24 protein-coding genes are annotated in these 22,775 nt (G+C 62.9%); 14 read left to right on the top strand and 10 right to left on the bottom strand.

All coding sequences use genetic code 11. From position 1 onward, the window contains the following. The 3 genes from BT173_RS18325 to hemN form a co-directional block, all read left to right on the top strand. The coding region (locus BT173_RS18325; protein ID WP_084658878.1) for an integrase core domain-containing protein at positions 1-342 on the top strand (342 nt) is incomplete at its 5' end. 485 nt (positions 343-827) lie between these two features. After that, the gene (locus BT173_RS18320; protein ID WP_072430126.1) at positions 828-1,130 is read left to right on the top strand and encodes an HU family DNA-binding protein; all 303 of its coding nucleotides are present in this window, start codon (positions 828-830) and stop codon (positions 1,128-1,130) included. Between the two features lie 166 nt (positions 1,131-1,296). Then, on the top strand, positions 1,297-2,721 hold the full coding sequence (gene hemN, locus BT173_RS18315) for an oxygen-independent coproporphyrinogen III oxidase (protein ID WP_072430125.1): 1,425 nt from the start codon (positions 1,297-1,299) through the stop codon (positions 2,719-2,721). A 365-nt stretch (positions 2,722-3,086) separates the two neighbouring features. Here hemN and BT173_RS18310 read toward each other — a convergent pair whose 3' ends face one another. After that, positions 3,087-3,674, bottom strand: a complete 588-nt coding sequence (locus BT173_RS18310) for a chalcone isomerase family protein (RefSeq protein WP_072430124.1) — start codon at positions 3,672-3,674, stop codon at positions 3,087-3,089. Between the two features lie 428 nt (positions 3,675-4,102). On the opposite strand from BT173_RS18310, the gene BT173_RS18305 reads away from it, so the two are divergent. Further along, entirely contained in the window at positions 4,103-5,080 is a 978-nt protein-coding gene (locus BT173_RS18305; RefSeq protein ID WP_175545641.1) for a SphA family protein, read from the top strand. 261 nt (positions 5,081-5,341) lie between these two features. Here the strand turns inward: BT173_RS18305 and BT173_RS18300 are convergent, their stop codons facing one another. Continuing rightward, positions 5,342-5,755 (bottom strand): cupin domain-containing protein, encoded by a 414-nt coding sequence (locus BT173_RS18300; RefSeq protein ID WP_072430122.1) that lies wholly within the window; start codon positions 5,753-5,755, stop codon positions 5,342-5,344. After that, complete coding sequence (locus BT173_RS18295; protein WP_072430121.1) at positions 5,752-6,459, bottom strand: glutathione S-transferase N-terminal domain-containing protein; 708 nt, start codon at positions 6,457-6,459, stop codon at positions 5,752-5,754. Before BT173_RS18295 ends, BT173_RS18300 begins: the two co-directional genes overlap by 4 nt. A 112-nt stretch (positions 6,460-6,571) precedes the next feature. Between BT173_RS18295 and BT173_RS18290 the strand changes: the two genes are divergently transcribed. Further along, positions 6,572-7,480: a LysR family transcriptional regulator gene (locus BT173_RS18290; RefSeq protein WP_072430120.1), complete on the top strand. Its 909-nt coding sequence runs from the start codon at positions 6,572-6,574 to the stop codon at positions 7,478-7,480. A 10-nt stretch (positions 7,481-7,490) separates the two neighbouring features. Here BT173_RS18290 and selD read toward each other — a convergent pair whose 3' ends face one another. Further along, complete coding sequence (gene selD, locus BT173_RS18285) at positions 7,491-8,528, bottom strand: selenide, water dikinase SelD (RefSeq protein WP_072430119.1); 1,038 nt, start codon at positions 8,526-8,528, stop codon at positions 7,491-7,493. A gap of 11 nt (positions 8,529-8,539) precedes the next feature. Here selD and mnmH point away from each other — a divergent pair, with 11 nt between their 5' ends. From mnmH to BT173_RS18270, 4 genes are all read left to right on the top strand, one after another. Next, the gene (mnmH, locus tag BT173_RS18280) at positions 8,540-9,574 is read left to right on the top strand and encodes a tRNA 2-selenouridine(34) synthase MnmH (protein ID WP_072430118.1); all 1,035 of its coding nucleotides are present in this window, start codon (positions 8,540-8,542) and stop codon (positions 9,572-9,574) included. A 90-nt stretch (positions 9,575-9,664) separates the two neighbouring features. Next, a complete protein-coding gene (locus BT173_RS19470; RefSeq protein ID WP_139256225.1) occupies positions 9,665-9,955 on the top strand; it encodes a hypothetical protein in 291 nt (96 codons plus the stop codon). 147 nt (positions 9,956-10,102) lie between these two features. Beyond that, entirely contained in the window at positions 10,103-11,275 is a 1,173-nt protein-coding gene (locus BT173_RS18275; RefSeq protein ID WP_217651512.1) for a hypothetical protein, read from the top strand. A gap of 164 nt (positions 11,276-11,439) precedes the next feature. Continuing rightward, positions 11,440-11,970 carry an REP-associated tyrosine transposase gene (locus BT173_RS18270; protein WP_072430117.1) on the top strand — a complete coding sequence of 177 codons (531 nt, stop codon included), beginning with the start codon at positions 11,440-11,442 and terminating at the stop codon, positions 11,968-11,970. A gap of 162 nt (positions 11,971-12,132) precedes the next feature. Here the strand turns inward: BT173_RS18270 and BT173_RS18265 are convergent, their stop codons facing one another. Both BT173_RS18265 and BT173_RS18260 read right to left on the bottom strand, forming a co-directional pair. After that, the gene (locus tag BT173_RS18265) at positions 12,133-13,518 is read right to left on the bottom strand and encodes an FAD-binding oxidoreductase (protein WP_072430116.1); all 1,386 of its coding nucleotides are present in this window, start codon (positions 13,516-13,518) and stop codon (positions 12,133-12,135) included. A gap of 62 nt (positions 13,519-13,580) precedes the next feature. After that, the gene (locus BT173_RS18260) at positions 13,581-15,101 is read right to left on the bottom strand and encodes a fumarate hydratase (protein WP_072430115.1); all 1,521 of its coding nucleotides are present in this window, start codon (positions 15,099-15,101) and stop codon (positions 13,581-13,583) included. 189 nt (positions 15,102-15,290) lie between these two features. Here BT173_RS18260 and BT173_RS18255 point away from each other — a divergent pair, with 189 nt between their 5' ends. Continuing rightward, entirely contained in the window at positions 15,291-17,363 is a 2,073-nt protein-coding gene (locus BT173_RS18255) for a UvrD-helicase domain-containing protein (protein ID WP_175545640.1), read from the top strand. 150 nt (positions 17,364-17,513) lie between these two features. Next, positions 17,514-19,097 (top strand): alpha-amylase, encoded by a 1,584-nt coding sequence (locus BT173_RS18250; RefSeq protein ID WP_072430113.1) that lies wholly within the window; start codon positions 17,514-17,516, stop codon positions 19,095-19,097. Positions 19,098-19,112: 15 nt separating this feature from the next. Here BT173_RS18250 and BT173_RS18245 read toward each other — a convergent pair whose 3' ends face one another. Next, on the bottom strand, positions 19,113-19,919 hold the full coding sequence (locus BT173_RS18245) for a ferritin-like domain-containing protein (protein WP_072430112.1): 807 nt from the start codon (positions 19,917-19,919) through the stop codon (positions 19,113-19,115). After that, the gene (locus BT173_RS18240; RefSeq protein WP_072430111.1) at positions 19,916-20,188 is read right to left on the bottom strand and encodes a DUF1653 domain-containing protein; all 273 of its coding nucleotides are present in this window, start codon (positions 20,186-20,188) and stop codon (positions 19,916-19,918) included. Before BT173_RS18240 ends, BT173_RS18245 begins: the two co-directional genes overlap by 4 nt. A gap of 123 nt (positions 20,189-20,311) precedes the next feature. On the opposite strand from BT173_RS18240, the gene pnuC reads away from it, so the two are divergent. Together pnuC and BT173_RS18230 are read left to right on the top strand one after the other, a co-directional pair. Then, entirely contained in the window at positions 20,312-20,908 is a 597-nt protein-coding gene (gene pnuC, locus BT173_RS18235) for a nicotinamide riboside transporter PnuC (protein ID WP_072430110.1), read from the top strand. Next, entirely contained in the window at positions 20,901-21,428 is a 528-nt protein-coding gene (locus BT173_RS18230) for an AAA family ATPase (RefSeq protein WP_072430109.1), read from the top strand. The genes pnuC and BT173_RS18230 overlap by 8 nt, the downstream gene beginning before the upstream one ends. Here BT173_RS18230 and BT173_RS18225 read toward each other — a convergent pair. Beyond that, positions 21,425-21,634 carry a hypothetical protein gene (locus BT173_RS18225; protein WP_072430108.1) on the bottom strand — a complete coding sequence of 70 codons (210 nt, stop codon included), beginning with the start codon at positions 21,632-21,634 and terminating at the stop codon, positions 21,425-21,427. The genes BT173_RS18230 and BT173_RS18225 overlap by 4 nt on opposite strands. Positions 21,635-21,730: 96 nt before the next feature. Between BT173_RS18225 and BT173_RS18220 the strand changes: the two genes are divergently transcribed. Further along, complete coding sequence (locus tag BT173_RS18220; protein WP_084658867.1) at positions 21,731-22,036, top strand: Dabb family protein; 306 nt, start codon at positions 21,731-21,733, stop codon at positions 22,034-22,036. 12 nt (positions 22,037-22,048) lie between these two features. On the opposite strand, the gene BT173_RS18215 is transcribed toward BT173_RS18220, so the two are convergent. Further along, positions 22,049-22,669 (bottom strand): GNAT family N-acetyltransferase, encoded by a 621-nt coding sequence (locus tag BT173_RS18215; protein WP_072430107.1) that lies wholly within the window; start codon positions 22,667-22,669, stop codon positions 22,049-22,051. Positions 22,670-22,775: the final 106 nt, after the last annotated feature.

Genomic DNA, 22,775 nt, shown 5'->3' with positions numbered 1-22,775 from the left:
AGCCAGATCCAGGTGGACAATGGACCGGAGTTCACCAGCAAGGCACTGGATCAATGGGCTTCCGAGCATGGTGTGCGATTGCAGTTCATTCGGCCTGGCAAGCCGGTAGATAACGCGCACATAGAAAGCTTCAACGGTCGGTTCCGGGATGAGTGCTTGAACCAGCATACCTTCCGTAGCCTGCATGATGCACAACAGAAGATCGAGGCGTGGCGTCTCGATTACAACGCGGCCCGGCCACATAGTGCGCTGGGCTATTTGACCCCGGCGGAATACCGGGAAAAGCATCAACCCCCAACCGCTCAGATTGCTAATTTATGCGTGGTAGACCGATTGGGGTAAGGTCACTAAGCAAACAGCCCGCAACTGTGATGAATTGAAATGCAAACAGCCCGCTCTCGCGGGCTGTTTCGTTTGGGTGGACGTCGCTCTCGCAGGCTGTTTGCGTTTGGAGAGTGGGCAGATGGGCGACTAGCCCTGATATTTGCAGTGTCCGGCCTTGCTAAGGCTAGAAGTAAATTGGGTCAGAAAGTGGAAAAATGTTGCGTAGCCCGCATTCCAGGCCGTTCCGGGGCATTTGGTGGATGGCAAGTTTTGCATGGGCTGCTACGCTGTGTTCTGTAGCGTTTGGCCGGATGCTGGCTGGCTACGGGTTGCGATGGGGTGGATGATCGCCAGGCCTTGGTACTAGTGCCGTGGTGGCGGGAAATTCGCTGCTTACTTCGTGGCCTGCTTAACCAGATGGCATTTGCTTCGAGTAGACTTGGCGCTCGACCGGCCAAGGCTTGCGGTCGTTTCCAACCATCTGAGGATTGAGGGGCATACCAATGAACAAGAGTGAACTGATTGATGTCATCGCCGAAAAGGCCAATCTGAGCAAGGTCGCTGCTGGTAACAGCCTGGACGCCTTCATTGAGGCGGTTTCCCAAGCCGTTGCGGATGGTGATTCCGTGACCCTGGTCGGCTTTGGCACTTTCAAGCCACTGGCGCGCAATGCCCGCGAAGGCAAGAATCCGCGTACGGGCGAGAAGCTGAAGATTGCCGCGACCACCGTGCCCAAGTTCACACCGGGCGCGACGTTCAAGGCCAAGGTAGCCGAGAAGGCCGCCAAGAAGGGCAAGAAGAAGTAAGCCGTACCCGTATCTGTTTGCGCGCCAGCCTGGGCTGATCGCTTTGCGATCGTGCTTGTGGCTGGCGTTGTCGTTTCTGGCTTTTGCGCTGCGCGATTGATCCCGGTCAACGAGCTTTACCCGCTGGCCGCGTAGGCTGGTGGCATTCAAGTTCGGAATGCACGCCATGCCCAGCCCCAGCCTTCTTCACCCTAGTTTCGATGTCCAGGCGCTCAGCTTCGACAAGGCGCTGATCGAGCAACTGGCCGGTAATGGCCCGCGCTACACCTCGTATCCGACCGCCGATCGCTTCCACGCCGGCTTCGATGCGACGGCCTACCATGCACTGGCCGAGCAGCGCTTCAGCGCTGGGCAGCGCCGTCCGCTGTCGCTGTATGTGCATATCCCGTTCTGCAACACCATCTGCTACTACTGCGGCTGTAACAAGATCATCACCAAGGACAAATCCAAGGCCGAGGTCTATCTCGATTATCTCGAGCGTGAGATGGCCATGCAGGCCGGGCTGATCGGGTCGGGTGCGCGGGTGGAGCAGCTGCATTTCGGCGGCGGTACGCCGACCTTCCTGTCTGATACCCAGCTCGAGCGCCTGATGGGCGCGCTGCGTCAGCACTTCGATTTCGCGCCCGATGAGCAGGGCGAATACTCGATCGAGATTGATCCGCGCAAGGTGAATGCAGAGACCGTGGCTCTGTTGGCGCGCCTGGGTTTCAACCGTATGAGCATCGGCGTGCAGGATTTCGACCCGGCCGTGCAGGCGGCGGTGAACCGCATCCAGAGCGAGGCGGAGACCCTGTCGGTGATGAAGGCGGCGCGTGCGCACGGCTTTCGCTCGATCTCCATCGACCTGATCTACGGCCTGCCGCGCCAGACGACGGCCGGCTTCAGCGCGACGCTAGACAAGGTGATTGCCGCGCGGCCTGATCGCCTGTCCATCTACAGCTATGCGCACCTGCCGCATCTATTCAAGCCGCAGCGCCGTATTGCCGAGGCCGAGCTGCCCACGCTGGATGAGAAGCTCGACCTGCTCAGCCTGGCCATCGATAAGCTGACCGGCGCGGGCTATGTGTATATCGGCATGGACCACTTTGCCCTGCCCGATGATGAGCTGGCCCAGGCCCAGCGCGCGGGCACGCTGCACCGCAACTTCCAGGGCTATTCGACCCGCGACGATATCGACCTGCTTGCACTGGGCGTATCGGGCATCGGCAAGCTCGGTGATAGCTATAGCCAGAATGTGAAGACCACCGAGGAGTACTACGCGCTGCTCGATGCCGGCCAACTACCGCTGTTCCGTGGCCTGCAACTGAGCCGTGATGATGAGATCCGCCGTGCCTTGATCCAGCAGCTGATGTGCCAGTTCGCACTCGATCTGAACGCCTTTGCCGCGCAGTGGCAGATCGACTTCGCCAGCTACTTCGCCCAGGAGCTGGCCAGCTTGCAGCCGATGGTGCGCCTGGGCTTGCTGACCCTGGACGCGCAGCGGCTGCAGGTGCTGCCGCGCGGCCGGCTGCTGGTGCGCAATATCGCCATGCTGTTCGACCGCTATCTGCAGCAGGGCCAGCCGCTGGTGCGTTACTCCAAGGTAATCTGAAGGCCCGCATCCGCGTGCTTCTAGCCGATGGATTCTCGGCCACATGGACCTGCATGTGCACGGCTACATCCTGCGACAGGATTTCCTCTAGCTCGCCCCAGCGTAGTAGATCGCGCATGCAGATTCTGCGACCTGCATGATGCCCAAGCCGGCCTGCCGGCCGGGCAACGCTCTGCCTGGTCTTGCCACCAATGTCGCCATGAAAGGCATACTGGAAATCTTGGTCTACTGAACGCGCAGCGCATTGAAGCGTCTGGCGGTATGTTTCTGTAAAGCCTGGCGGGATCGCAGCGCAAATAGAAAAGGGTCAGCCCGCGGTTCGCGGGGCTGACCCTTTTGGGTTATTGCTTGGCTGGCTTCGCGGATTAAGGTGCGACGACTTCCAGTGGATCACCCTGACCCAACAGGCCGGCGCGGGTTTTCTCCCGTACCTTGGGGCCAAGCCACACTTTGGTGAACATGCCAAAGAAGGATTCGCCCTGAATCTGTTCGCCCAAGAGCTTGTCGTTCAGACGGAATTCGGTCTGCTTCTTGGCAGGGTTCCAGTCTATGTGGACCACGTCATCCTTTTTCAGGCGCGGCACGGTACCGAAAATGCCGCCAATCTGCACAATCTGCAGCACATTGGAATTGATCTCGTCTTGCGTCGCATTCTGGCGGATACGGTCCATCAGCACATTACCCAGGTCCTTGCTGGAGATCTCACGCAGGGCAATCAGCGAGATGCGTTTGGCGCCGGCCAGGTTGGCCACGCCTTCCTGGGTGTTTTGTTTTTTGCTTAGGTACAGGGCTACCACGGTGGATTTGGCCGACAAAATGTTCGAAGCCGCCGCACCGTTCAGGATCAGCTTTTGCCCGAACACCGTGGCGCTGTCTTCGAAGCGCACATCGCCTATGCCGTAGGTGGTGGCAAACACCGCGCTAGACATCAGCCAAGCAAAAACGAGGCGCATTAGGGACAGCTGAGAAATGGGGCGAAACATAGTACGGCTCCAGAGAATGAAATAAGCCAGCGCATATCGTCTGGCTCGAATACTAGCCCTGCACCGAAAGAGGGCAAGGATTAGAACTATTAATCTATCCTAACATTTATTTAAGTCGTTGTTTACATTGGCTGTATAATCGCCAGCCTGCTCAAGAGCGAAAATTTTGCGCAAAATTGCGGCACACCCGCATCAGTGTTGGGCGTAGGCTTCTTTGTTATGTAGTCAAGCGCTTGCTTTTTTGTGTTGATTTTATGACGCACACCGGGTCGGCGACGCGTTCGGCGGCATGCTCTTGTAGCCAGCGCACTTGCGCGCTATGCAGGACAGTGCGCCCCGCCAGTCCCCCCTGATTTCTTTCCACTACGGGAGTGCAGACAATGCACAAGCAACAATCTGTGAAATGGTTTCTTTTGCTCGCCATGGCCTTGCCGGCCACGGTGCATGCCACTGAACGCAATCAGCTGCGTTCCCTGCCTGGCCTGCCGGGTTTCGACCTAACTGCGCCGCTCTTGCCCGGCATGTACTTGCAGGCCAATTACCAGCACTACGCTGCCGACAAGCTGCTGGGCGATGACGGCAAGGTCGCCGTTTCGGCCACGCCGCAGCCGGGCCTCAGCGCCCGGTTGGATGGCAAGGTGCGCGCTGATGTGCTGGCCTTGCGCGGCACCTGGTTGTCCGAGATGCGGGTCGGTGAATCAGGCAAGTTCGGTACCTCGATCACGGTGCCGCTGGCCAAGACCAAGCTCACCCTCAGCCCCACCCTGATTGGTGGTCCGGCTGCACCGGGCGTGGAAGCCGCGATTGCCGCGCAGGCCGCCAGCATGTCGGGCGAGCGTTCTGGTGTGGGCGATATCGAGATTGCTCCGTTTGTCGATTTCCAGAGTGATGAATCGCGTACCACCTTGGCCTTGGCGGTGGTTGCGCCCACCGGCAAGTATGACAAGCAAAGCCCGGTCAATATTGGTGCAGGCAAGTTCTGGACTCTGCGTCCCATCGTGACCCTGGCCCATGTGTATGAAAATGGCGTAGAGGTCGGCGCCCGCACGAGCTACTCGATCAATGGCAAGAACAGCGATACTGACTACCGCTCCGGCCAGTACCTGCAGTCCGATCTGTCCGCACTGTATGCAGTGAATGACAGCCTGAAGATGGGGATGGCCGGCTATGTGATCTACCAGACCACCGATGACAAAGGCCCTGGCGCACCTGACAACGGTAACCGCGCCCGCGTATTCGGCCTTGGCCCATCGATTTCCTGGCAGGCTGAAAGCGGCCAGTGGGCGCTGGAAAGCAAGTACATCGAGGAATTCGGTGTACGCAACCGTCCGGAAGGCGGCACATTCTGGGCTCGCTTGTTTGTGCGTATCAACTGAGCGAGTGCAAGCGGGCCTGGCCTGACGTGTACAAAGCAAAAAGCCGCCAGCGTGTGCTTGGCGGTTTTTTTATGCCTGTGCCGAATGCACGAGGTCGATCACCGCCAGGCCGTAGATCGGCTCGGGTGCATTGATCGAATGTCCGCCAGCAATCGGGAAACCGGCTGGCTACTGGTGCGCAATATCGCCATGTTGTTCGACCGCTATCTGCAGCAGGGCCAGCCGCTGGTGCGTTACTCAAAGACCATCAAGGCCGGCGCCTCAACCCGCCAGCGCCGCGCTGATCGTGGCGGCGCAGTCATACGGATAGCTGGCCCGGTCATCGGGGTGGCGATCACTGACCTCCAGCAGAATCACCTCGGTTTGACTGCGGTTGTGCAGCTGATGGGCATTCGGCTGGCCATGCGCAAAGCCCACGCAGCAGCCGGGCGCCAGCAGCTGCTCGCCTTGGTCGCTGACCAAGGTGGGCTGGCCGGCCAGTACCAGCAGCCATTCGTCCTGGTGGCTGTGATAGTGGCGCAGTGCCGAGATTGCCCCCGGTGGCAGGCGCGTGTAGTTGATGCCCAGCCGGCTCAGACCGAATGGCGCACCGACCGGCAGACGCACCGCGCGCTCGGCACTGCTCCAGCTGGCGTTGTGCTGCGCGAGCGCGGCCAGATCAAGGAAGTGCTTCATAGCGGGCACTCCAGTGCCAGCCCTTCGTTGGCAAACAGCCGGCGCCAGGCATCACCGCTCAACTGGGCCAGATCGCCGCCCAAGCCCTCTCCGCGCTGATAAGCGCGCTGTACGGCCGGGCGCGCGCCGATCTCGGCAAACCAGCGTGCTACCGCGGGGAAATCGGCCAGGTCTATGCCCTGCGGTTGATGACAATGCACCCAGGGGTGGCAGGCGATATCGGCAATGCTGTAGCTGCCGGCCAGAAAGTGCTGCTGCTGCAGCCGCGTATCCAATACGCCATACAGCCGCCTGACCTCACGCGCATAGCGTTCCTGCGCATAGGGCACCGGCATGGGCGCATAGCGGCGGAAGTGGGCGTTCTGCCCGCACATCGGCCCGAAGGCGCTGACCTGCCAGAACAGCCAGGACAGGCATTGCACCTGCTCCGCTGGCGCGCTGGGCCATAGCTGCTGATGGCGCTGGGCCAGATAGAGCAGGATGGCACCGGATTCGAACAGGCTGAGCGGCGCCTGGCCGTCGGCGGGTGCGCTATCGATTAGCGCCGGCATCTTGCCGCTGGGCGATAGGCGCAGATAGTCGGGGTCGAACTGATCGCCACGGCCGATATCCACCGGCTGCAGCGTATAGGGCAGGCCCATTTCTTCCAGCGCCAGGGTGATCTTGTGGCCATTCGGGGTGGGCCAATAAAACAGCTGATACATGTTCTGCCTCCGTCTTTGATGGGAGTGCTGATTGTCCTGCCTGGCTTTGCCATTGATAATTGGCCTGTATATGCAATCAGTTTCAAACTATCATTGAAAATAGAGGCCGAGCATGTATGGATTAGCCGAGCTGCGCCTGTTCGCGGCGATTGCCCAGCTGGGCAGCATCAGCGCCGCGGCGCGCCAGCTGCAGCTGAGCCCGGCCGCGGCCAGTGCCGCGCTAAAGCGCCTGGAGCAGGGCTTGGCGGCGCGCCTGCTGCAGCGCTCCACGCGCGCGCTGCGCCTGACGGCCGAGGGCGAGCAGTTTCTCGATCATTGTCGCCAGGCGCTGGCCGCGCTGGATGAGGGGCAGGCACTGTTGCAGCGCGGACAGCAGGCGGCCAGCGGCCTGATCCGCTTGGCCGTGCCCAGTGATCTCGCGCACGGCCTGCTCAGCCAGCTGCTGGATGAGTTCCAGCAAGCCCATCCCCACATCCAGCTGCAGCTGCAGGTGGGCGATGGCCTGGCCGACCTGCTGCGTGACCAGGTCGAGCTGGCGATTCGCTATGGCGAGCTGGCCGATTCACGCTTGGTGGCGCGTCCGCTCTGCCGCAGCCCGCAGCGGCTCTGCGCCGCACCGGCTTATCTGGCCCGGCGTGGTGCGCCGCGCGTGCCAGCGCAGCTGGCCGAGCACGACTGTCTGTGTTTTTTCAAAGCCGGGCAGCTCGACCAGTGTTGGCGCTTCTACCGCGATGGCGAGGCGCTGGAGGTGACGGTCAGCGGGCCGCGCAGCGCCAATGACAGCGCACTGGTGCATCGCTGGGCGCTGGCCGGATGGGGGCTGATCTACAAGGCCGAACTCGATTTGCACGAGGACCTGCGCGCAGGCCGCCTGCTGCCGATTGAACTCGATGGCGTGCAGACCGAAACCGTCAGCCTGAATGCGCTGTATCACAGCGGCCGCTACCTGCCCATGCGCACGCGCCTGCTGCTTACGCATCTGCAGGATGGTTTTGCCCGCCCGGCGTCGCCGGCGCTTTGAACGTGTGTGGCTAGACCACGCTGATACGCGCCGCACCGGCGCTCAGCATGCCAATGTCGGCCGCCTGAGCGAAGCCGGCGGCGTGGAAGGCGGCCAGCACGGCCGGCGCCGACTCGGCCGAGCAGGACACCAAGAGGCCGCCCGAGGTCTGCGCATCGGCCAGCAGGCGCTGCTGCCAGTCGGCCACCTGCGCGTCAAAGTCCACCTCGGCACTAAAGCTGGCCAGATTGCGCTCAATGGCGCCGGGGCCGATGCCTTGCTGGGCGAAGCCAGCCGCGCTGGCTAGCAGCGGCACCTGCGCGGCGTTGATCTGCGCCGCCAGGCCGCTGCCACGGCACACCTCCAGCAAATGCCCGAGCAGGCCAAAGCCGGTCACATCGGTCATCGCATGCACGCCGACAATCTGCGCGATCTCGCTGCCCACGCGGTTCAGCTGGGTGGTGGTGGCAATCAGCTCGGCATAGCCAGCCTCATCCAGCAGTCCCTTCTTCATCGCCGTGCCCAGAATGCCTACCCCGAGCGGCTTGCCCAAAATCAGCCTATCGCCGGCCTGCGCATCGGCATTGCGCTTGATGCGCGCCGGATGCACGAGGCCAATCACCGCCAGGCCGTAGATCGGCTCGGGCGCATCGATTGAATGCCCGCCGGCAATCGGAAAACCGGCCGCCTGCGCCACGGCCGCACCACCAGCCAGAATCTGCTGGATGTCGGCGATGGGCAGGGTGTTGACCGGCATGCCGACGATGGCCAGTGCCATGATGGGCGTGCCGCCCATGGCATAGATATCGGAGACTGCATTGGTAGCGGCGATGCGGCCAAAGTCGAAGGCATCGTCGACGATGGGCATGAAGAAGTCGGTGGTGGCCACCACGGCCTGCTCGGCATTGATCTGGTACACCGCCGCGTCATCGGCGGTTTCCACGCCCACCAGCAGCTGCGGGAAGGCCTGCGCGGTGGGCAGCTTGGCCAGCATCTGCGCCAGCACCGCCGGGGCGATTTTGCAGCCGCATCCGCCGCCGTGGGACAATTGGGTCAACTTGATAGCCATGGCAGACGCCCTTGAAAGATCAGCTCGCGACCCTAGCAGAGCGTTCCCGCTTTGACGAGATCATCGATGTGCGCACGCCGGCCGAGTTCGCCGAAGACCATCTGCCCGGCGCCATCAATGCGCCGGTGCTCAGCAATGCCGAGCGCGTCATCGTCGGCACCCTGTACAAGCAGAACCCTTTCGAAGCCACCCGCGTGGGCGCCGCCATGGTGGCGCGCAATCTGGCCCAGCACCTCGACACCCTGTTCGCCGACCGCCCGCATACCTGGCGCCCGCTCGTGTACTGCTGGCGTGGCGGCAAGCGCTCGGGGGCGATGACGGCCTGGATGAATCTGATCGGCTGGCGTGCGCGCCAGCTGGAAGGCGGCTACAAGGGCTATCGGCGCTGGGTGCTGGATGAGCTGGACGCTGCCCCGGCCCGTTACCGCTATGTGGTGCTGGCCGGCAATACCGGCTGCGGCAAGACGCGGCTCTTGCATGCGCTGGGCGCCGAGGGCGCCCAGGTGCTCGATCTGGAAGGGCTGGCGCGCCACCGTGGCTCGCTGCTGGGCGCCTGGCCCGATGCGCCGCAACCTAGCCAGAAAGCCTTCGACACGGCCCTGGTGGCCGCCCTGAACGGCTTCACCACCGAGCGGCCGGTGTTCGTGGAGGCCGAGAGCAAGCGCATTGGCCTCTTGCACCTGCCGGAAAGCCTGATGCAGGCGTTGCGCAGCGCAGCTGCCATCACCGTCAGCGCCAGCCTCGCGCAGCGGGTGGCTTATCTGTGCCAGGACTACGCCCATCTCTTCGACGCCCCGGCCGACTTCGCCGCCAAGCTGGCCAGACTGACCGAGCTGCACGGCAAGGAGGCGCTGGCACGCTGGCAAGCCCTGCTAGCCGCTGGTGAGCGCGCCGCGCTATTCGAAGCACTGATCGTTGAACACTACGACCCCGCCTACCGCCGCTCGCGCCCGCAGATTCGGGCCAGTGGTGAGACGATACAGATTGCTCCGGCGGGGGATTTGAATGAGGTGGCGCGGCAGGTGCTGGCGCGATTTGCCGCATAGACTTCATGGGTTGGTGCCAGTTGTTGCCAAGTCTAAGTACAGCGCCGGTGTCGGTCGTTTTACGGGCTTCCAGCGAGCACTGCCCGGCACTTGCCAGCCGCCAGCGCGGCTTTGCTAGACTGCAGGCAAACCAAAGGGCGTTGCGAAGCGGCGCCCGCCATCAAGCAGGGGGCAGTCTGTGTTCCACAAGTTCAAAAGCGCATCTCGCCTTGCCTCAGCCATGCACATACCCAGTTACGCAAGAGCTTTTTCGCCTTTGTATGGTTCGGCACCGTCGACATGCGCGGCATCAAACTCTTCAGCAGTCAGGGTCTGCGGGTGGCCATCGTCCACCTACTATCGACGATTGCGGCGACGGACCGGCTGATCGTGATGTACTAAGGGCCGATTGCGGAGGCGGGAGACTGGGCGTCGCTGCTGGCTTACAGCGGGCTGCATGATCGGTTGTGGGGGTATCAGAGTGATGGGTTTTTTTGGGTAGCGGTTGAGTTTGATACCGCATCATAAAGGTTGATGCTAATCAAAATAATGAAGGACTATGTTATGGACGAAAAAACAGCGATTAACGAAGCACCTCCAGCTAGTGAGCAGCCAGTGAAAGCACGTACTAGAAAAGTTAGGAAATATCCGACATGTGCGTTTTCTGATGCGCTAGAACTTGCGAATGCGATCCACAAAAATGCTGGCAATCAACAAATTCGAAGAATTACACTATTTGACCTAATAGGTAAGGCTTCTGAAAGTGGTCCCTCCAGAACCTGGGTTACCAATACGGCTAAATATGGGTTAATAACGGGCACCGCATCATCGGAGTTTCTTAAATTGACGGAGCTTGGCTATCAAATCGTTTCGGATGAGTCAAGTCTATATCAAAAAGCCAAGGCCAAAATAGATTTGGCTGTATTGGGCATTGATCCTTTTAATTATCTTTACACAACATTTAGGGGTAATAAGCTTCCTCAGCATGCTGTATTAACAGATGCCCTTGATGGTCAAGGCGTAGACATAGAAGACAGAGCGGCTGTTATTGATGTTTTTATTGTTAACATCGAGCACACAGGACTACTAAGAAATCTCTCCGGTGCCCAGAGAATCATTGATGTAGGTCATGCATTGGAAGGGTTGCCTGATCAGAGGCCACAGTCTTCTCAGTTGCCAATAGCTTCTACAAGCCAAAGCCTTGCTGGTACTGTTACATCTGGGAATTCGCATTTTGATGGAACTTGTTTCTATATAACTCCTATCGGTGAAGATGGTTCAGAGCAGCGTAAGCATGCTGACTTGTTTTTAGGATCAATTGTAGAGCCGGCAATTGAATCACTCGGATTGAAAGTGGTTAGAGCAGACGGGATTGATACTCCTGGATTAATAACAAATCAAGTAATCGAGTATGTTCTTAATTCGAAACTGGTAGTTGCTGACCTTTCTTTTAGTAATCCCAATGTCTTTTATGAGCTTGCATTAAGGCACGCAGCACGCTTGCCAACCGTCCAAATAATGCGGAAGGGAGACAAAATACCGTTTGATATTAGTCAATTTAGAACCGTCGTTCTTGATTGCTCCGACATATATACTTTGGTGCCCATGCTAGATACTTATAAAGCCGAAATTGCAAATAAAGCAAGAAAGGCGCTTGAGGATTCAGAATCTTTAGAAAATCCACTTACAGCAATGTATCCAAATCTGCGGTTAACTAGATGACGGCCGTACCCCGCACACCGTAGGGCGCCATGAGCGCAGCGAATCGCGCCGTATGTCTGGGTTCGCGCGCTACGGCGTGAACCTTGTTCGGCGCGATTCGCTGCGCTCATGGCGCCCTACCGGTGTTTGGTCTTGAATGGGCTGTCTGCTTTCCATTTCTCCCCATGCCCAATTACCGTCGCGCCTGGTTGCCGGGCGGTACCTTCTTCTTCACCGTGACCTTGCTGGAACGGCATGGCAACGATTTGCTGGTGCGGTATATCGATCAGCTGCGCGAGGTGGTGCAGGAGGTCAAGCAGCGGCATCCGTTCACCATTCATGGTTGGGTGGTACTGCCCGATCATCTGCACTGCGTGATTGAACTCCCGGCTGGGGATGCCGATTTTGCGCTGCGCTGGCGTTTGATCAAGGCGGGCTTTTCGCGCCGGCTACCCTTGCTGGAGCGGCGCTCGGCCGTGCGGGAAGCGAGGCGGGAACGTGGCATCTGGCAGCGGCGGTATTGGGAGCACCAGATACGCGACGAGGCGGACTTTGCCCGCCATCTCGATTATGTGCATTTCAATCCGGTTAAGCATGGTTGGGTGCCACGGGTTGCCGATTGGCCTTATTCGACCTTCCATCGTTACGTTGCAGACGGCTTGCTGGTGGCTGATTGGGGTGGAGGCGATACCAGCTTGCTACAGGTGGGTGAGTAAGACGGTAAATGGGCGCATGGCGCCTAGCCCAGACAGACGGCGCGATTCAGCCTTCGGCTTCATGGCGCCCTACGGCTGTTGCGTCGCGTATCCGTTGCGCTTCGTTGCACGCAGCGCCACGTGACGGCAACACGGTAAGGCGGGTTCGCGCCGCAATCCGCGCTAAACCAACACCCCTGGGTTAAACACCCCATCCGGGTCCAGCGTGGCCTTGATCTCGCGCATCAGTGCGCGTTCGACCGGGTCGTGGCGGGCGTCGGCTTCGGCGAGGCGTAAGCGACCTATGCCGTGTTCGGCGCTCAAGTCGCCGCCGTGGGCCAGGGTCAGGTCGAAGAGCAGGGCGTTCGCACGTGCTTCGGCCTGCTCGAAATCCTCGCGGCGCGGCCAGCCCAGGTTGAAGTGCAGATTGCCGTCGCCCATATGGCCGAAGACCACTGGGCGCGCCTCAGGCAATTGTTCGGCCAGTGCCGCGCGTGCGGCGCGCACAAAGGCGGGGATCGCGCTGATCGGCAGGGCCAGGTCGTGCTTGATCGACGGGCCTTCGCGCGTTTGCGCAGCCGGGATATGTTCGCGCAGCGCCCACAGCGCCTTGGCCTGGCTACCGTCCTGCGCTAGGGCCGCGTCCTCGTGGCCGGCTGCTATCAACAACTCGGCCAGGCGTTCGTTCAGCACCTGCTCGGCCTCGCCGCCGCTCAGGGCGATCAACGCCGCACAGGGGGGAATTGGGCTGAACGGTTGGGCGATGCTGGGGAAGTGCTTGGCCATGATGCGCAGCGCTTCCGCGTCGATCATCTCGAAGGCGGTCAGTACCTCGCCGAGCTGCGCCTTGGCCTGCGCAAACAGCGCCAGCACGGCTTCTGGGTCGGGCAGGGCGACCAGAGCCACCGCTTCGCTGCGCTCGGCCGGGAAGAGGCGCAGGGTGGCGGCGGTGACAAAACCCAGCGTGCCCTCGGCGCCAATGAATAGTTGCTTGAGGTCGTAGCCGGCATTGCGTTTGCGCAGCGTATGCAGGCCCTGGTAGATGCGCCCATCGGCCAGCACGGCCTCGATGCCGAGTACCAGCTCGCGCGTATTGCCATAGCGCTGCACCTGCAGGCCGCCGGCATTGGTGCCGACAAGGCCACCGAGGCGTGCGCTGCCCGATGAACCGAGCCAGAGCGGGAACAGCCTGTCTGCACTCTCGGCCGCTGTGCGGATATCGTCCAGGATGCAGCCGGCTTCGGCGGTGAGCGTATAGCCAGCCGGGTCGAGCGCGCGGATGCGATTGAGCTTGTCGCTGCCCACGATCAGGCTATTGGCCTGCATGGGCGTGGCTCCGCCGACCAGGCCGGTATTGCCCCCCTGCGGCACGATGACCACGCCATGGCGCCGGCAGGCCTGCACGATCTGCACCACCTCGGCCGTGCTGCTGGGCAGGGCCAGGCCCAGGGTCTGGCCCTGCATGCGCTTGCGCTGGTCCAGAAGGCGCGGTGCCAGCTTGTCGGCGGCGGTGACCAAAGCGTTGGCGGGCAGGAGGGTGGCGAGTTCGGCGAGCAGCGGGTGGGACATGGACAGACCTGAGCGGGTAGGGAAATAACAAAGCCCCGCGGACGGGGCTTTGTGCAGCGGCTTTAGGCCGAGGCGACCGGGATCTTGCCGATCTTGGCCTGCCATTCCAAGGGGCCGGTCTTGTGCACCGAGGTGCCGTTCGAATCGACCGCCACCGTGACCGGCATATCGACCACATCGAACTCATAGATCGCTTCCATGCCGAGGTCAGCAAAACCGACCACGCGCGAGGCCTTGATAGCCTTCGATACCAGGTAGGCGGCGCCGCCCACGGCCATCAGGTAGACCGATTTGTGCTTCTTGATCGCATCAAGGCCTGCCGGGCCACGCTCGGCTTTGCCCACCATGCCGAGGAGGCCAGTGGCGGCCAGCACCTGCTCGGTGAACTTGTCCATGCGGGTGGCGGTGGTGGGGCCGGCCGGGCCGACCACTTCGTCGCGCACCGGGTCGACCGGACCGACGTAGTAAATGAAGCGGCCCTTGAAGTCGACTGGCAGCGGCTCGCCCTTGTTCAGCATATCGACCATGCGCTTGTGCGCGGCGTCGCGGCCGGTGAGCAGTTTGCCGTTCAGCAGCAGGGTTTCGCCTGGCTGCCAGCTGGCCACGTCTGCCGGCGTGACCGTGTTCAGGTCCACGCGGCGCGCATTGGCCGAGGGGCTCCAGGTCACGGCTGGCCAGTCTTCCAGCTTCGGTGCTTCCAGCTGGGCCGGGCCGCTGCCATCGAGTTCGAAGTGCACATGGCGGGTGGCGGCGCAGTTGGGGATCATGGCGATCGGCAGGCTGGCGGCGTGGGTCGGGTAATCGTTGATCTTCACGTCCAGCACGGTGGCAAGGCCGCCCAGGCCCTGGGCGCCGATGCCGAGCGCGTTGACCTTCTCGTACAGCTCGATACGCAGTTCTTCGGCGCGGGTTTGCGGGCCGCGCTTGATCAGGTCCTGGATATCGATCGGGTCCATCAAGGAACGCTTGGCCAGCAGCATGGCCTTCTCGGCGGTGCCGCCGATGCCGATGCCGAGCATGCCGGGCGGGCACCAGCCGGCGCCCATCAGCGGCACAGTCTTCAGCACCCAGTCCACAATGCTGTCGGACGGATTGAGCATGGCGAACTTGGACTTGTTCTCCGAACCACCGCCCTTGGCGGCGATATGCACATCGATCTTGTCGCCCGGCACCAGCTCGATATGGGTCACGCCCGGGGTGTTGTCCTTGGTGTTGCTGCGCTTGCCGGCCGGGTCGGCCAGTACCGAGGCGCGCAGCTTGTTGTCCGGGTGCAGATAGGCACGGCGGATACCTTCATTGACCATGTCCTCGACGCTCATGGTGGCGTCGGCCCACTGTACATTCATGCCGATGGTGACAAAGGCGCACACGATGCCGGTGTCCTGGCAGATCGGGCGATGACCCTCGGCGCACATGCGGCTATTGGTCAGGATCTGCGCGATCGCGTCCTTGGCGGCCGGGCTTTCTTCAGCCTCGTAGGCGGCGCCCAGTGCGTCGATGTAGTCCTTGGGGTGGTAGTAGGAGATGTACTGCAGGCTGTCGGCAATGCTGTCGATGAAATCCTGCTGGCGGATGACGGTCATGGCGGTATTCCGGTGCAATCGGGGGAAGGGCGATTATACCGGAGCCACCCCATCTATCAGCGGGTTTGACGGCAGCGCGCGCACTGCGCATGATCGCCGCCCCCGCCCTATGGCTGGTCTGTCATCTAGCAGGCTATGCTGGCGTGGCCCGCTGCTTTCCGTTTTGCCCTCCTTACCAAAGACCCCGCCATGCTGATTGATGCCAAGCAACTTACCGCCGAACAGGCCGCCATCGTGGCGCAGGGTCGGCGCAATCAGCTGGTGTTTGCCACCGCGGGCAGCGGCAAGAGCACGGCGCTGGCCCACTGGCTGCTGGCGCGCTTGAAGGAAGGCGCGGCGCCCGAGCGCATGCTGTGCGCGAGTTTCAGCCACACCGGCAAGCGCCGCCTTGAGCAGCTGCTGCAGGCCGGTGGCGCGCGCGAGCTGCGCGTGCACACCGTGCATGCGGTCGGCTTTGCCGCCTGCAAGAAGCTGGTGGAAACCGGCTGGCTGCTGCGCCAGCCCAAGCTGCTGAACCCGGCCGACCCGGACGATGCGGATACGTTGCGCGAGCATCTGTACGCGACCATGGCCAGCCTGGCGGAAACGCGCAGCGATCTTGAGGCTATCGACCCGACCAATCAGAGCTGCGACGACCTGCTGCATCTGTTCGACCGCATCAAGGCCGAGCGCAAGTTCGCCGACTTCAGCAGCGATGACTGGCACGATGAGTGGGCGGCTGAACGGCTGGGCGTGGAGGAGCGCACGCTGGCGCTGTATATCGAGTTCGAGCGCCGGCGCCGCCAGTACGGTTTCTACACCTTTGCCGATTTGATTCACGAACCGCTGCAATTGCTGGCGCGCGAACCCGAGGCGCGCCGTGATCTGGCCGGGCGGTATGACTTCGCGGTGCTGGACGAGATCAATGACTTGAGCCTGGCTCAGCTGCAGCTGCTGCGCGCGGTGCTGGGGCGTAAGGCGGTGATGGTGGCGGTCGGGGATGAGAGCCAGTGCATTCATGCCCAGCAGGGCGCCGACCCCAGCCTGATGCGCGAGCAGTTCGCCGCCTGCTTCCATGATCTGCAGGAAGGCCAGCTGTCCGGCTCCTTCCGCTTTGGCAAGGAACTGGCCCAGGCCATGAACCAGTTCATGCAGCGCGCGCGGCCGCAGCCGCGCGTGGCCTGCCAGTCGCTAAGCCGCCAGCCCACGCGCATCGTGCGCGTGTACCGCGAGGACGAGCCGGGCGCGGTGGTCGAGCTGCTGCGCAAGGCGCAGGAGGAAGACCGGCTGTTGAGCGATTACGCGGTGCTGTTCCGCGCCCCGGCCGATGCGATTGCCACCGAATACGCACTGATCGAGGCTGGCATTCCTTACCAGTTCGTCGATACCCCGCCGTTTGGCCAGCGCCGCGAGGAAGCCGGCCTGCTCGGTCTGCTGGCCATGGGCGGCAAGCGTCTGGACAAGCTGCCGCAGGCGCGGCGCGCCTTTCTGCTAGAGGCAGCGTTGGGCCTGCTGGCGCCGGGTCTGGCGCGCGCCGTGGACCCGCAGAGCGGCCGCGCCGACTGGCTGCAGCAGGGCGTGCAGCAGCTGGCCGAGCAGCCGGCCATCCTGGCCGACTTCGACTACCTGCTGCGCGCGGCGGAAAAGCTGCGCGCCACCTATCCGAACTCCGCCCAGGCCGCGCGACGCGCCGAGCGGCTGATTGCGCATCGCGCCGAGCTATTGGCACTGCCCGACGACGCGCCAGCGGCGGCCAGCCTGCAACGCCTGTTGCAGCTGTTTGATGTGGAGAACGAGTTGGCGCGCATGCTGATCGACCGCGAAAAGCTGGCCGAGCTGCGCCATGCCCTGCGCGAGACGCTGCACTTCTTTGCCCGCCAGGGCTGGACCATCGCCCAGACCTTGAGGGCCCTGGAGGACCTGAATAGCAAGAGCGCGCGTTGGGCCAATCGGCAGGGTGCGCAATTGCTCAGCTATGCGCAGGCCAAGGGGCATGAATGGGCGGTGGTGATCCTGCCTGGCCTGAGTCGCGACAAGCTGCCGCGCCGCCAGCATGGCAGCTGGCTCGATAGCGCGCGGCACAGCCTGACCGAGCGGCGCCTGTTCTATGTGGCGGCCACACGGGCCAAACAGGCGCTGGTGCTGATCGCCCCGCAGGATGCGGCGCTGAAGGCCAGCATGCGTAGCGGCCAGTACAGCGAGCCGCCGGCCGACCACCTGGCCTCGCGCTATCTGTATGAGCTACAGCTACGCGCCGCGCGCGATGCGGCAAGGCCGGAGTGAGGCGCGTGTCAGTGCGCTGCGTGAACCGGTAGCACGCGTCTGTCGGCCCGCGCGCACGCTAAGCGCTTTGGTAACTGGGCTGGTTTGACTACAGGGCAGCCTGTGCCCATCATCGCCCGCGAACCTACCCATAAAAATAGCGGAGTGAAGATGTTGAAGACCCCCCAGCGCACGGTCCTGGCCACCGTGCTATCCCTGAGCCTGGCCGCCTGTGGCGGCGGAGGCGGTGGTGGCGAAACCCCGACCCCCACACCACCCAGCGACCGTCCGACACTGGCGCAGACCTATACCCCAAGCGGCCGTACCGCCGCCGGTGATGTGTTTGTGCATCTGTTCGAATGGAAGTGGGCCGATGTGGCCAATGAGTGCGAGAACGTGCTCGGCCCCAAGGGCTATAAGGCGGTGCAGATTTCCCCGCCGCAGGAACATATTGCCGGTGCCCAGTGGTGGACGCGTTACCAGCCGGTCAGCTATGCGCTGGAGAGCCGCTCGGGCACGCGCGCCCAGTTCATCAATATGGTCAACCGCTGCAAGGCCGCCGGCGTGGATGTGTATGCCGATGCGGTAATCAACCATATGTCGGCTTCCTCGGCCGGCACGGGAACCGGTGGCACCACCTACACCAAGTACAACTACCCGGGCCTGTATGCGAGCGGCGATTTCCATACCGCCTGCAGCATCAATAACTACGGCAATGCGGCCAATGTGCAGGACTGCGAGCTGGTTGGCCTGGCGGACCTGAAAACCGAGAGCACCACGGTGCGGCAGAAGATCGCCAACTACCTGATCAGCCTGGCGGACCTGGGCGTGGCCGGTTTCCGCATTGATGCGACCAAGCATATCCAGCCCGTGGATCTGGACGAGATCCTCAAGCTGGTGAACAACGATGCGCTGGCTAAGGGCCGCGCGCGGCCCTATGTGTTCGCCGAAGTGATCGGCGCGGGCGGCGAGGCGGTGCAGCCGCGCGACTACTATGGCCTGGGCTATAGCAGCGGCGGGGCGGCTGATATCACCGAGTTCACCTTCCGCTTCACCTCGCACAAATTCCAGCAGGTGGGCGGCAACCAGTACCTGGCCCAGCTCAATCCGAATGGTCTCTCCGGCAGCCAGTTCTCCGTAGCGGCTTGGAATCTGATGCCGAGTGATAAGGCGGTGGTCTTCCTGGAAAACCACGACACCCAGCGCGAAGACGGTAGCGGCATTCGCTACACCGATGGTGTGGTGCACCGCCTGGCCAATATCTGGATGCTGGCCCAGCCCTATGGCTATCCGTCCATCATGTCCAGCTACGGCTTCGACCGCGCCAATACGGCGGGCAAGGATGCCGGCCCGCCCGCCACGGCAGCCTCGAGCAACTGCGCGGCCAGCTGGCCCGCCACGCCTGGCGTAGGCAGTTGGATCTGCGAGCACCGCGACGCCGCCATCGCCAATATGGTCGCCTTCCGCAAGCAGGTGGCCGGCACCGCCATCACCAACTGGTGGGATAACGGCGCAAATGCGATTGCCTTCTCGCGCGGCGGTCAGGGCTTTGTGGCCATCAATCGCGAGGGCAGCAATGTGCAGCGCAGCTTCCAGACCGGCATGGCGGCGGGCAATTACTGCGATGTGACCACGGGCCTGAAGAACGGCACGGTGTGCGATGGCAATGTGGTGACCGTGGCGGCCGATGGCACGGCCATGCTGAATCTGGCACCCAATACCGCCGTGGCCATTCACGCCGGCCAGAAGCTGTAAACCTGCCTGCGCGGCCTAGCCGTTCGCGGCGTAGTCGCGCAGCGCATCCAGCTCGGCATCCTGAAAGCCCGCCCTCCGGCGGGCTTCTTCATTCAGGGTGCCAATCTGGCGCGGTGCCTTGAAGTGCGGCAGCAGCTGGCGGAAGGTGAGCACGGGGTCGAGGCCACGCTCGGCGCACAGATGGCGGAACCAGCGATTGCCGACCGCCACATGGCCGACCTCATCGCGGAAGATGATGTCCAGTATCGCCACCGCCTCTGGGTCGCCCGCAGCCAGCAGGCGGGCCTGCATGCCTGGCGTCACATCCAGCCCGCGCGCTTCCAAGAGGCGCGGTACCAGGGCCATGCGCGCCAGCACGTCGCCCTGGGTGCGCTCGGCCATTTCCCACAGGCTGTTATGGGCCGGGAAGTCACCGTACTGGTAGCCGAGGCTGGCCAGGTGCGTGCGCAAGAGGCGGAAATGGCCGGCTTCCTCGGCCGCCACGCGTAGCCAGTCGCCGTAGTAGTCGGTCGGCAGGCCTGCAAAGCGCGCCGCGGCATCGAGCGCCAGATTGATCGCATTGAATTCGATATGGCAGATCGCATGCAGCAGCGCAGCGCGCCCTTCCAGGCTGCCCAACTTGCGCTGCGGCACCTGGGCGGGGGGCAGCAGGGCAGGGCGTGCCGGCCGGCCCGGCTGCGCGGGCAGGTTGTGCCAGCCCTGTGCGGGATTCAGCTCACCCGCCTGCCAGGCGGCCCACAGCGCATCGGCCAGGGCAGCCTTGTCGCTCGGATCGCTGGTGGCCAGCGCCTGGCAGACCGCCGGGCACAGCGCACGGCTCATGCCGGCTTGGCCGCCCGGCGGCGTGCCTTGGCCGCATTGACGGCAGCCTGGGCCACGCTGCGCTCCCCTGCACAGGCGGCGTCCACCTCGGCCGCCTCCACCGGGCTGAAGCGGGCCAGGAAGTCGGCGCGTGCGCGCACCCACAGACCGGGCTCGAACGGCCAGAGATGCTCATAAATGATGACCGGGCTGTCGGTGTCGGCCGACATGGCATCGGACACAAAGCGGTAGTAGCCGCCATCCAGATGGCGATAAAAGCGTGCGGACATGGGCTGTGGGCGCCGGTGGGTAAGGGGCGGGAATTTTAAGCGCTGGGCGCCGGCTTGGCACGCCGCTTGGCGTGGCGGCGGGCGGCGTATACTGCGCGCCTTCGAGCTCAACACCCATCACCCATGCAAGCCCTGCTGTCCCAACTGAGCGCATTGAGCCTGGCCGAGCTGGCCGGCTTTGCGCTGACCATCGCGGCCATCTGGCTCGCGGCGCGCAACCATTGGCTGACCTGGCCGCTGCAGATGGCGGGTGGCCTGCTGTATATGGCGCTGTTCGCGCAGTTCCAGCTGTTTGGCGAGGCCGCACTGAACGGCCTGTATGTACTGCTGGCGGTCTACGGCCTGCTGCAATGGCGGCGCGGCGCCACGCAGCGCGCGTTGCCCATCAGCCTTATGCACTGGCGCGATCATGCCGTCTTGTGGGGGCTGGGCGTGCTGGGCACCGTGCTGGTGGCCAAGCTGCAGCTGCAGTTCCTGCCTACCGATCTGCCCTGGCTCGATTCCACCGTCTTCGTGTTCGGCGTGCTCGCGCAGTGGTTGCAGGCGCGCCGCAAGCTGGAAAACTGGCCGGTGTGGATAGGGCTCGACCTCCTCGCCGCCGGTATTTACTGGCATAAGCAGCTGCATATCACCGCGGCGCTGTATGTGCTGCTCGCGCTGCTGGCCGCCTATGGCTGGTGGGATTGGCGCCGCCGCCTGCTCGGGGGCGCGCATGCGTAAGCTGGCCATCGTCGGCGCCGAGTCATCGGGCAAGACTACCTTGGCGCGCGAGCTGGCCAACGTCTTGCATGCACCCTGGCTGCCCGAGTATGCGCGCCACTATTTTGCCGCTAAGGGTGATACGCACTACGGGCTGGACGATGTGATCGCCATTGCCCAGGGCCAGCGCGCCGGCGAAGCGGAGCCGGCCCTGTGGCAGGGGGCGGATCAGGGCGATTGGCTGGTGTGTGATACCAATGCACTGGTGTGCAAGATCTGGGCCGAGGTGCGCTTTGGCCTGTGCCCGGTCGAGATCGAGGCCGCCTGGCCGGCCCACGACTATGCGCTGCATATTCTGCCCACACCCGATATTGTCTGGCAGCCCGACCCGCTGCGCGAAAACCCGCACGATCGCCCGGCCCTGTTTGCGCGCTATCAGGCTGCCTTGCAGGCAAGTGGCGCGGCATTCTGCATCGTCAGCGGCAGCCCGACGCAGCGGCTGGCTCAGATGTGTGCGGCGCTCGGTATCAAGCAGCCCTAATCAGTTTTGTCGTCCGCACTGCGCGGCGCGCGCGGGCTGTAGTAATTGCAGGGCTGGCCCGAGGCGGCCAGTACTTCCAGACAGGGCATGCGCCGGCTCTTGAAACCCAGCTGGCGGCAGCCATAGGGGAAGTTCGGGTCCCAGCTGATGTAGTGGTGCTGGCAGCGCAGGCAGTTGACCCGCGCTGGCGCGGGGGCAGGCGTCATCGATGCAATCCATTCCATGCAGAAGTGGCCAGCCGCCTAGGGCAGCGCCGGGCCGGGTGGATAGAATTGCTACTTTATCCTGAGACGAGCCCCATCATGCTGCTACGCCACCCGGTCCTGCTGCAATTCCGCGCCGACACCGCGCCCGATGTCCTGAACGCTCTGCTGGCCGATTTCGCGGCCCTGCCCAGCAAGATTCCCGGCATCAGCGCGCTGGAGTGGGGGCACAACAACAGCAGCGAAGGCCTGGACAAGGGCTTCAGCCACTGCTTTTTGCTGAGCTTTGTGGATGCCGCCGCGCGCGATGCCTATCTGCCCCACCCCGAGCACCAGGCGCTGGTGGTACGCCTGAAAGCCCAGCTGGCCGATGTGCTGGTGCTCGACTACCACCCGCTGGCTTAGGGTGAACAGGCCCTAATCGCGCTGATCTGTACCCTTGTGCAGCAACTGGCTGAGCGAGCTGCTGGCATTGCGCACCTCGCCCGCCCAGTTGTGCAGGCTGCGCTGGGTGCTGTCCTGCCAATCGGCCAGCCATTCGCGGCTCAGGCTGTCCAGATTCGCCTCGCCCGGCTGCAGGCGGGCGATGCCATCGCCATGGCCCACGCTCAGACGCATGCCCAGGCGGCGCGCCAGCTCCACCAGCTCGGTGTTGTAAGGCAGAAAGTACATGACGACCTCGACGATGCCGAGATTGCGCGCATGCAGAATTGCCCGCTCCAGCATCTGGCCGGCCAGGCCCTGGCGCCGGTAGCCGGCATCCACGCTGACGCCGATCTCGGCCAGGCCGAGCTTGGGGTCCACGGCCAGATGGGTAAGGCCGACCAGCTGGGGCAGCAGGCCGGCGTTTTCCCATACGCCATAATGGGCATCGCGTTGAAAGTTCAGCCTGCGCAGATAGGCGAGGATCACCTCGTCGCTGGCCGGTTGGGCAAAGCGCTGCACGCGATCGGTATCGGACAAGCGCAGCAGATGGGCCTGCATGGCGGGCAGATGGCTAGCCTGCAGCACAGAGGGAAAGAGATCGGAACGTGTCATCAGCGACTCCTGTTAAGTCAGGTGCTGTGTCGTCTCCTTGAATAGCGTCTTTGTGCGCTGCACCATTGCAGTGTGGTGCAGCGAAAAAAATAAGGCAATCAGTGAT

The organism is Chitinimonas taiwanensis DSM 18899, assembly GCF_900119825.1.
GTDB lineage: Bacteria > Pseudomonadota > Gammaproteobacteria > Burkholderiales > Chitinimonadaceae > Chitinimonas > Chitinimonas taiwanensis.
The sequence above is the reverse complement of the archived record's forward strand: the minus strand, read 5'-3'. Positions and strand labels throughout refer to the sequence as shown.

Coding starts and splice junctions, on each gene's coding strand:
- BT173_RS18265 (WP_072430116.1), bottom strand. CDS start 13,518: ATGTCCCACCCGCTGCTCGCCGAACTCGCCACCCTCCTGCCCGCCAAC.
- BT173_RS18230 (WP_072430109.1), top strand. CDS start 20,901: ATGCGTAAGCTGGCCATCGTCGGCGCCGAGTCATCGGGCAAGACTACC.
- BT173_RS18270 (WP_072430117.1), top strand. CDS start 11,440: ATGCCCAATTACCGTCGCGCCTGGTTGCCGGGCGGTACCTTCTTCTTC.
- BT173_RS18215 (WP_072430107.1), bottom strand. CDS start 22,669: ATGACACGTTCCGATCTCTTTCCCTCTGTGCTGCAGGCTAGCCATCTG.
- BT173_RS18290 (WP_072430120.1), top strand. CDS start 6,572: ATGTATGGATTAGCCGAGCTGCGCCTGTTCGCGGCGATTGCCCAGCTG.
- BT173_RS18245 (WP_072430112.1), bottom strand. CDS start 19,919: ATGAGCCGTGCGCTGTGCCCGGCGGTCTGCCAGGCGCTGGCCACCAGC.
- BT173_RS18320 (WP_072430126.1), top strand. CDS start 828: ATGAACAAGAGTGAACTGATTGATGTCATCGCCGAAAAGGCCAATCTG.
- BT173_RS18255 (WP_175545640.1), top strand. CDS start 15,291: ATGCTGATTGATGCCAAGCAACTTACCGCCGAACAGGCCGCCATCGTG.
- BT173_RS18300 (WP_072430122.1), bottom strand. CDS start 5,755: ATGAAGCACTTCCTTGATCTGGCCGCGCTCGCGCAGCACAACGCCAGC.
- hemN (WP_072430125.1), top strand. CDS start 1,297: ATGCCCAGCCCCAGCCTTCTTCACCCTAGTTTCGATGTCCAGGCGCTC.
- BT173_RS18295 (WP_072430121.1), bottom strand. CDS start 6,459: ATGTATCAGCTGTTTTATTGGCCCACCCCGAATGGCCACAAGATCACC.
- BT173_RS18220 (WP_084658867.1), top strand. CDS start 21,731: ATGCTGCTACGCCACCCGGTCCTGCTGCAATTCCGCGCCGACACCGCG.
- BT173_RS18310 (WP_072430124.1), bottom strand. CDS start 3,674: ATGCGCCTCGTTTTTGCTTGGCTGATGTCTAGCGCGGTGTTTGCCACC.
- selD (WP_072430119.1), bottom strand. CDS start 8,528: ATGGCTATCAAGTTGACCCAATTGTCCCACGGCGGCGGATGCGGCTGC.
- BT173_RS18260 (WP_072430115.1), bottom strand. CDS start 15,101: ATGACCGTCATCCGCCAGCAGGATTTCATCGACAGCATTGCCGACAGC.
- BT173_RS18250 (WP_072430113.1), top strand. CDS start 17,514: ATGTTGAAGACCCCCCAGCGCACGGTCCTGGCCACCGTGCTATCCCTG.
- BT173_RS18240 (WP_072430111.1), bottom strand. CDS start 20,188: ATGTCCGCACGCTTTTATCGCCATCTGGATGGCGGCTACTACCGCTTT.
- pnuC (WP_072430110.1), top strand. CDS start 20,312: ATGCAAGCCCTGCTGTCCCAACTGAGCGCATTGAGCCTGGCCGAGCTG.
- BT173_RS18275 (WP_217651512.1), top strand. CDS start 10,103: ATGAAGGACTATGTTATGGACGAAAAAACAGCGATTAACGAAGCACCT.
- BT173_RS18225 (WP_072430108.1), bottom strand. CDS start 21,634: ATGACGCCTGCCCCCGCGCCAGCGCGGGTCAACTGCCTGCGCTGCCAG.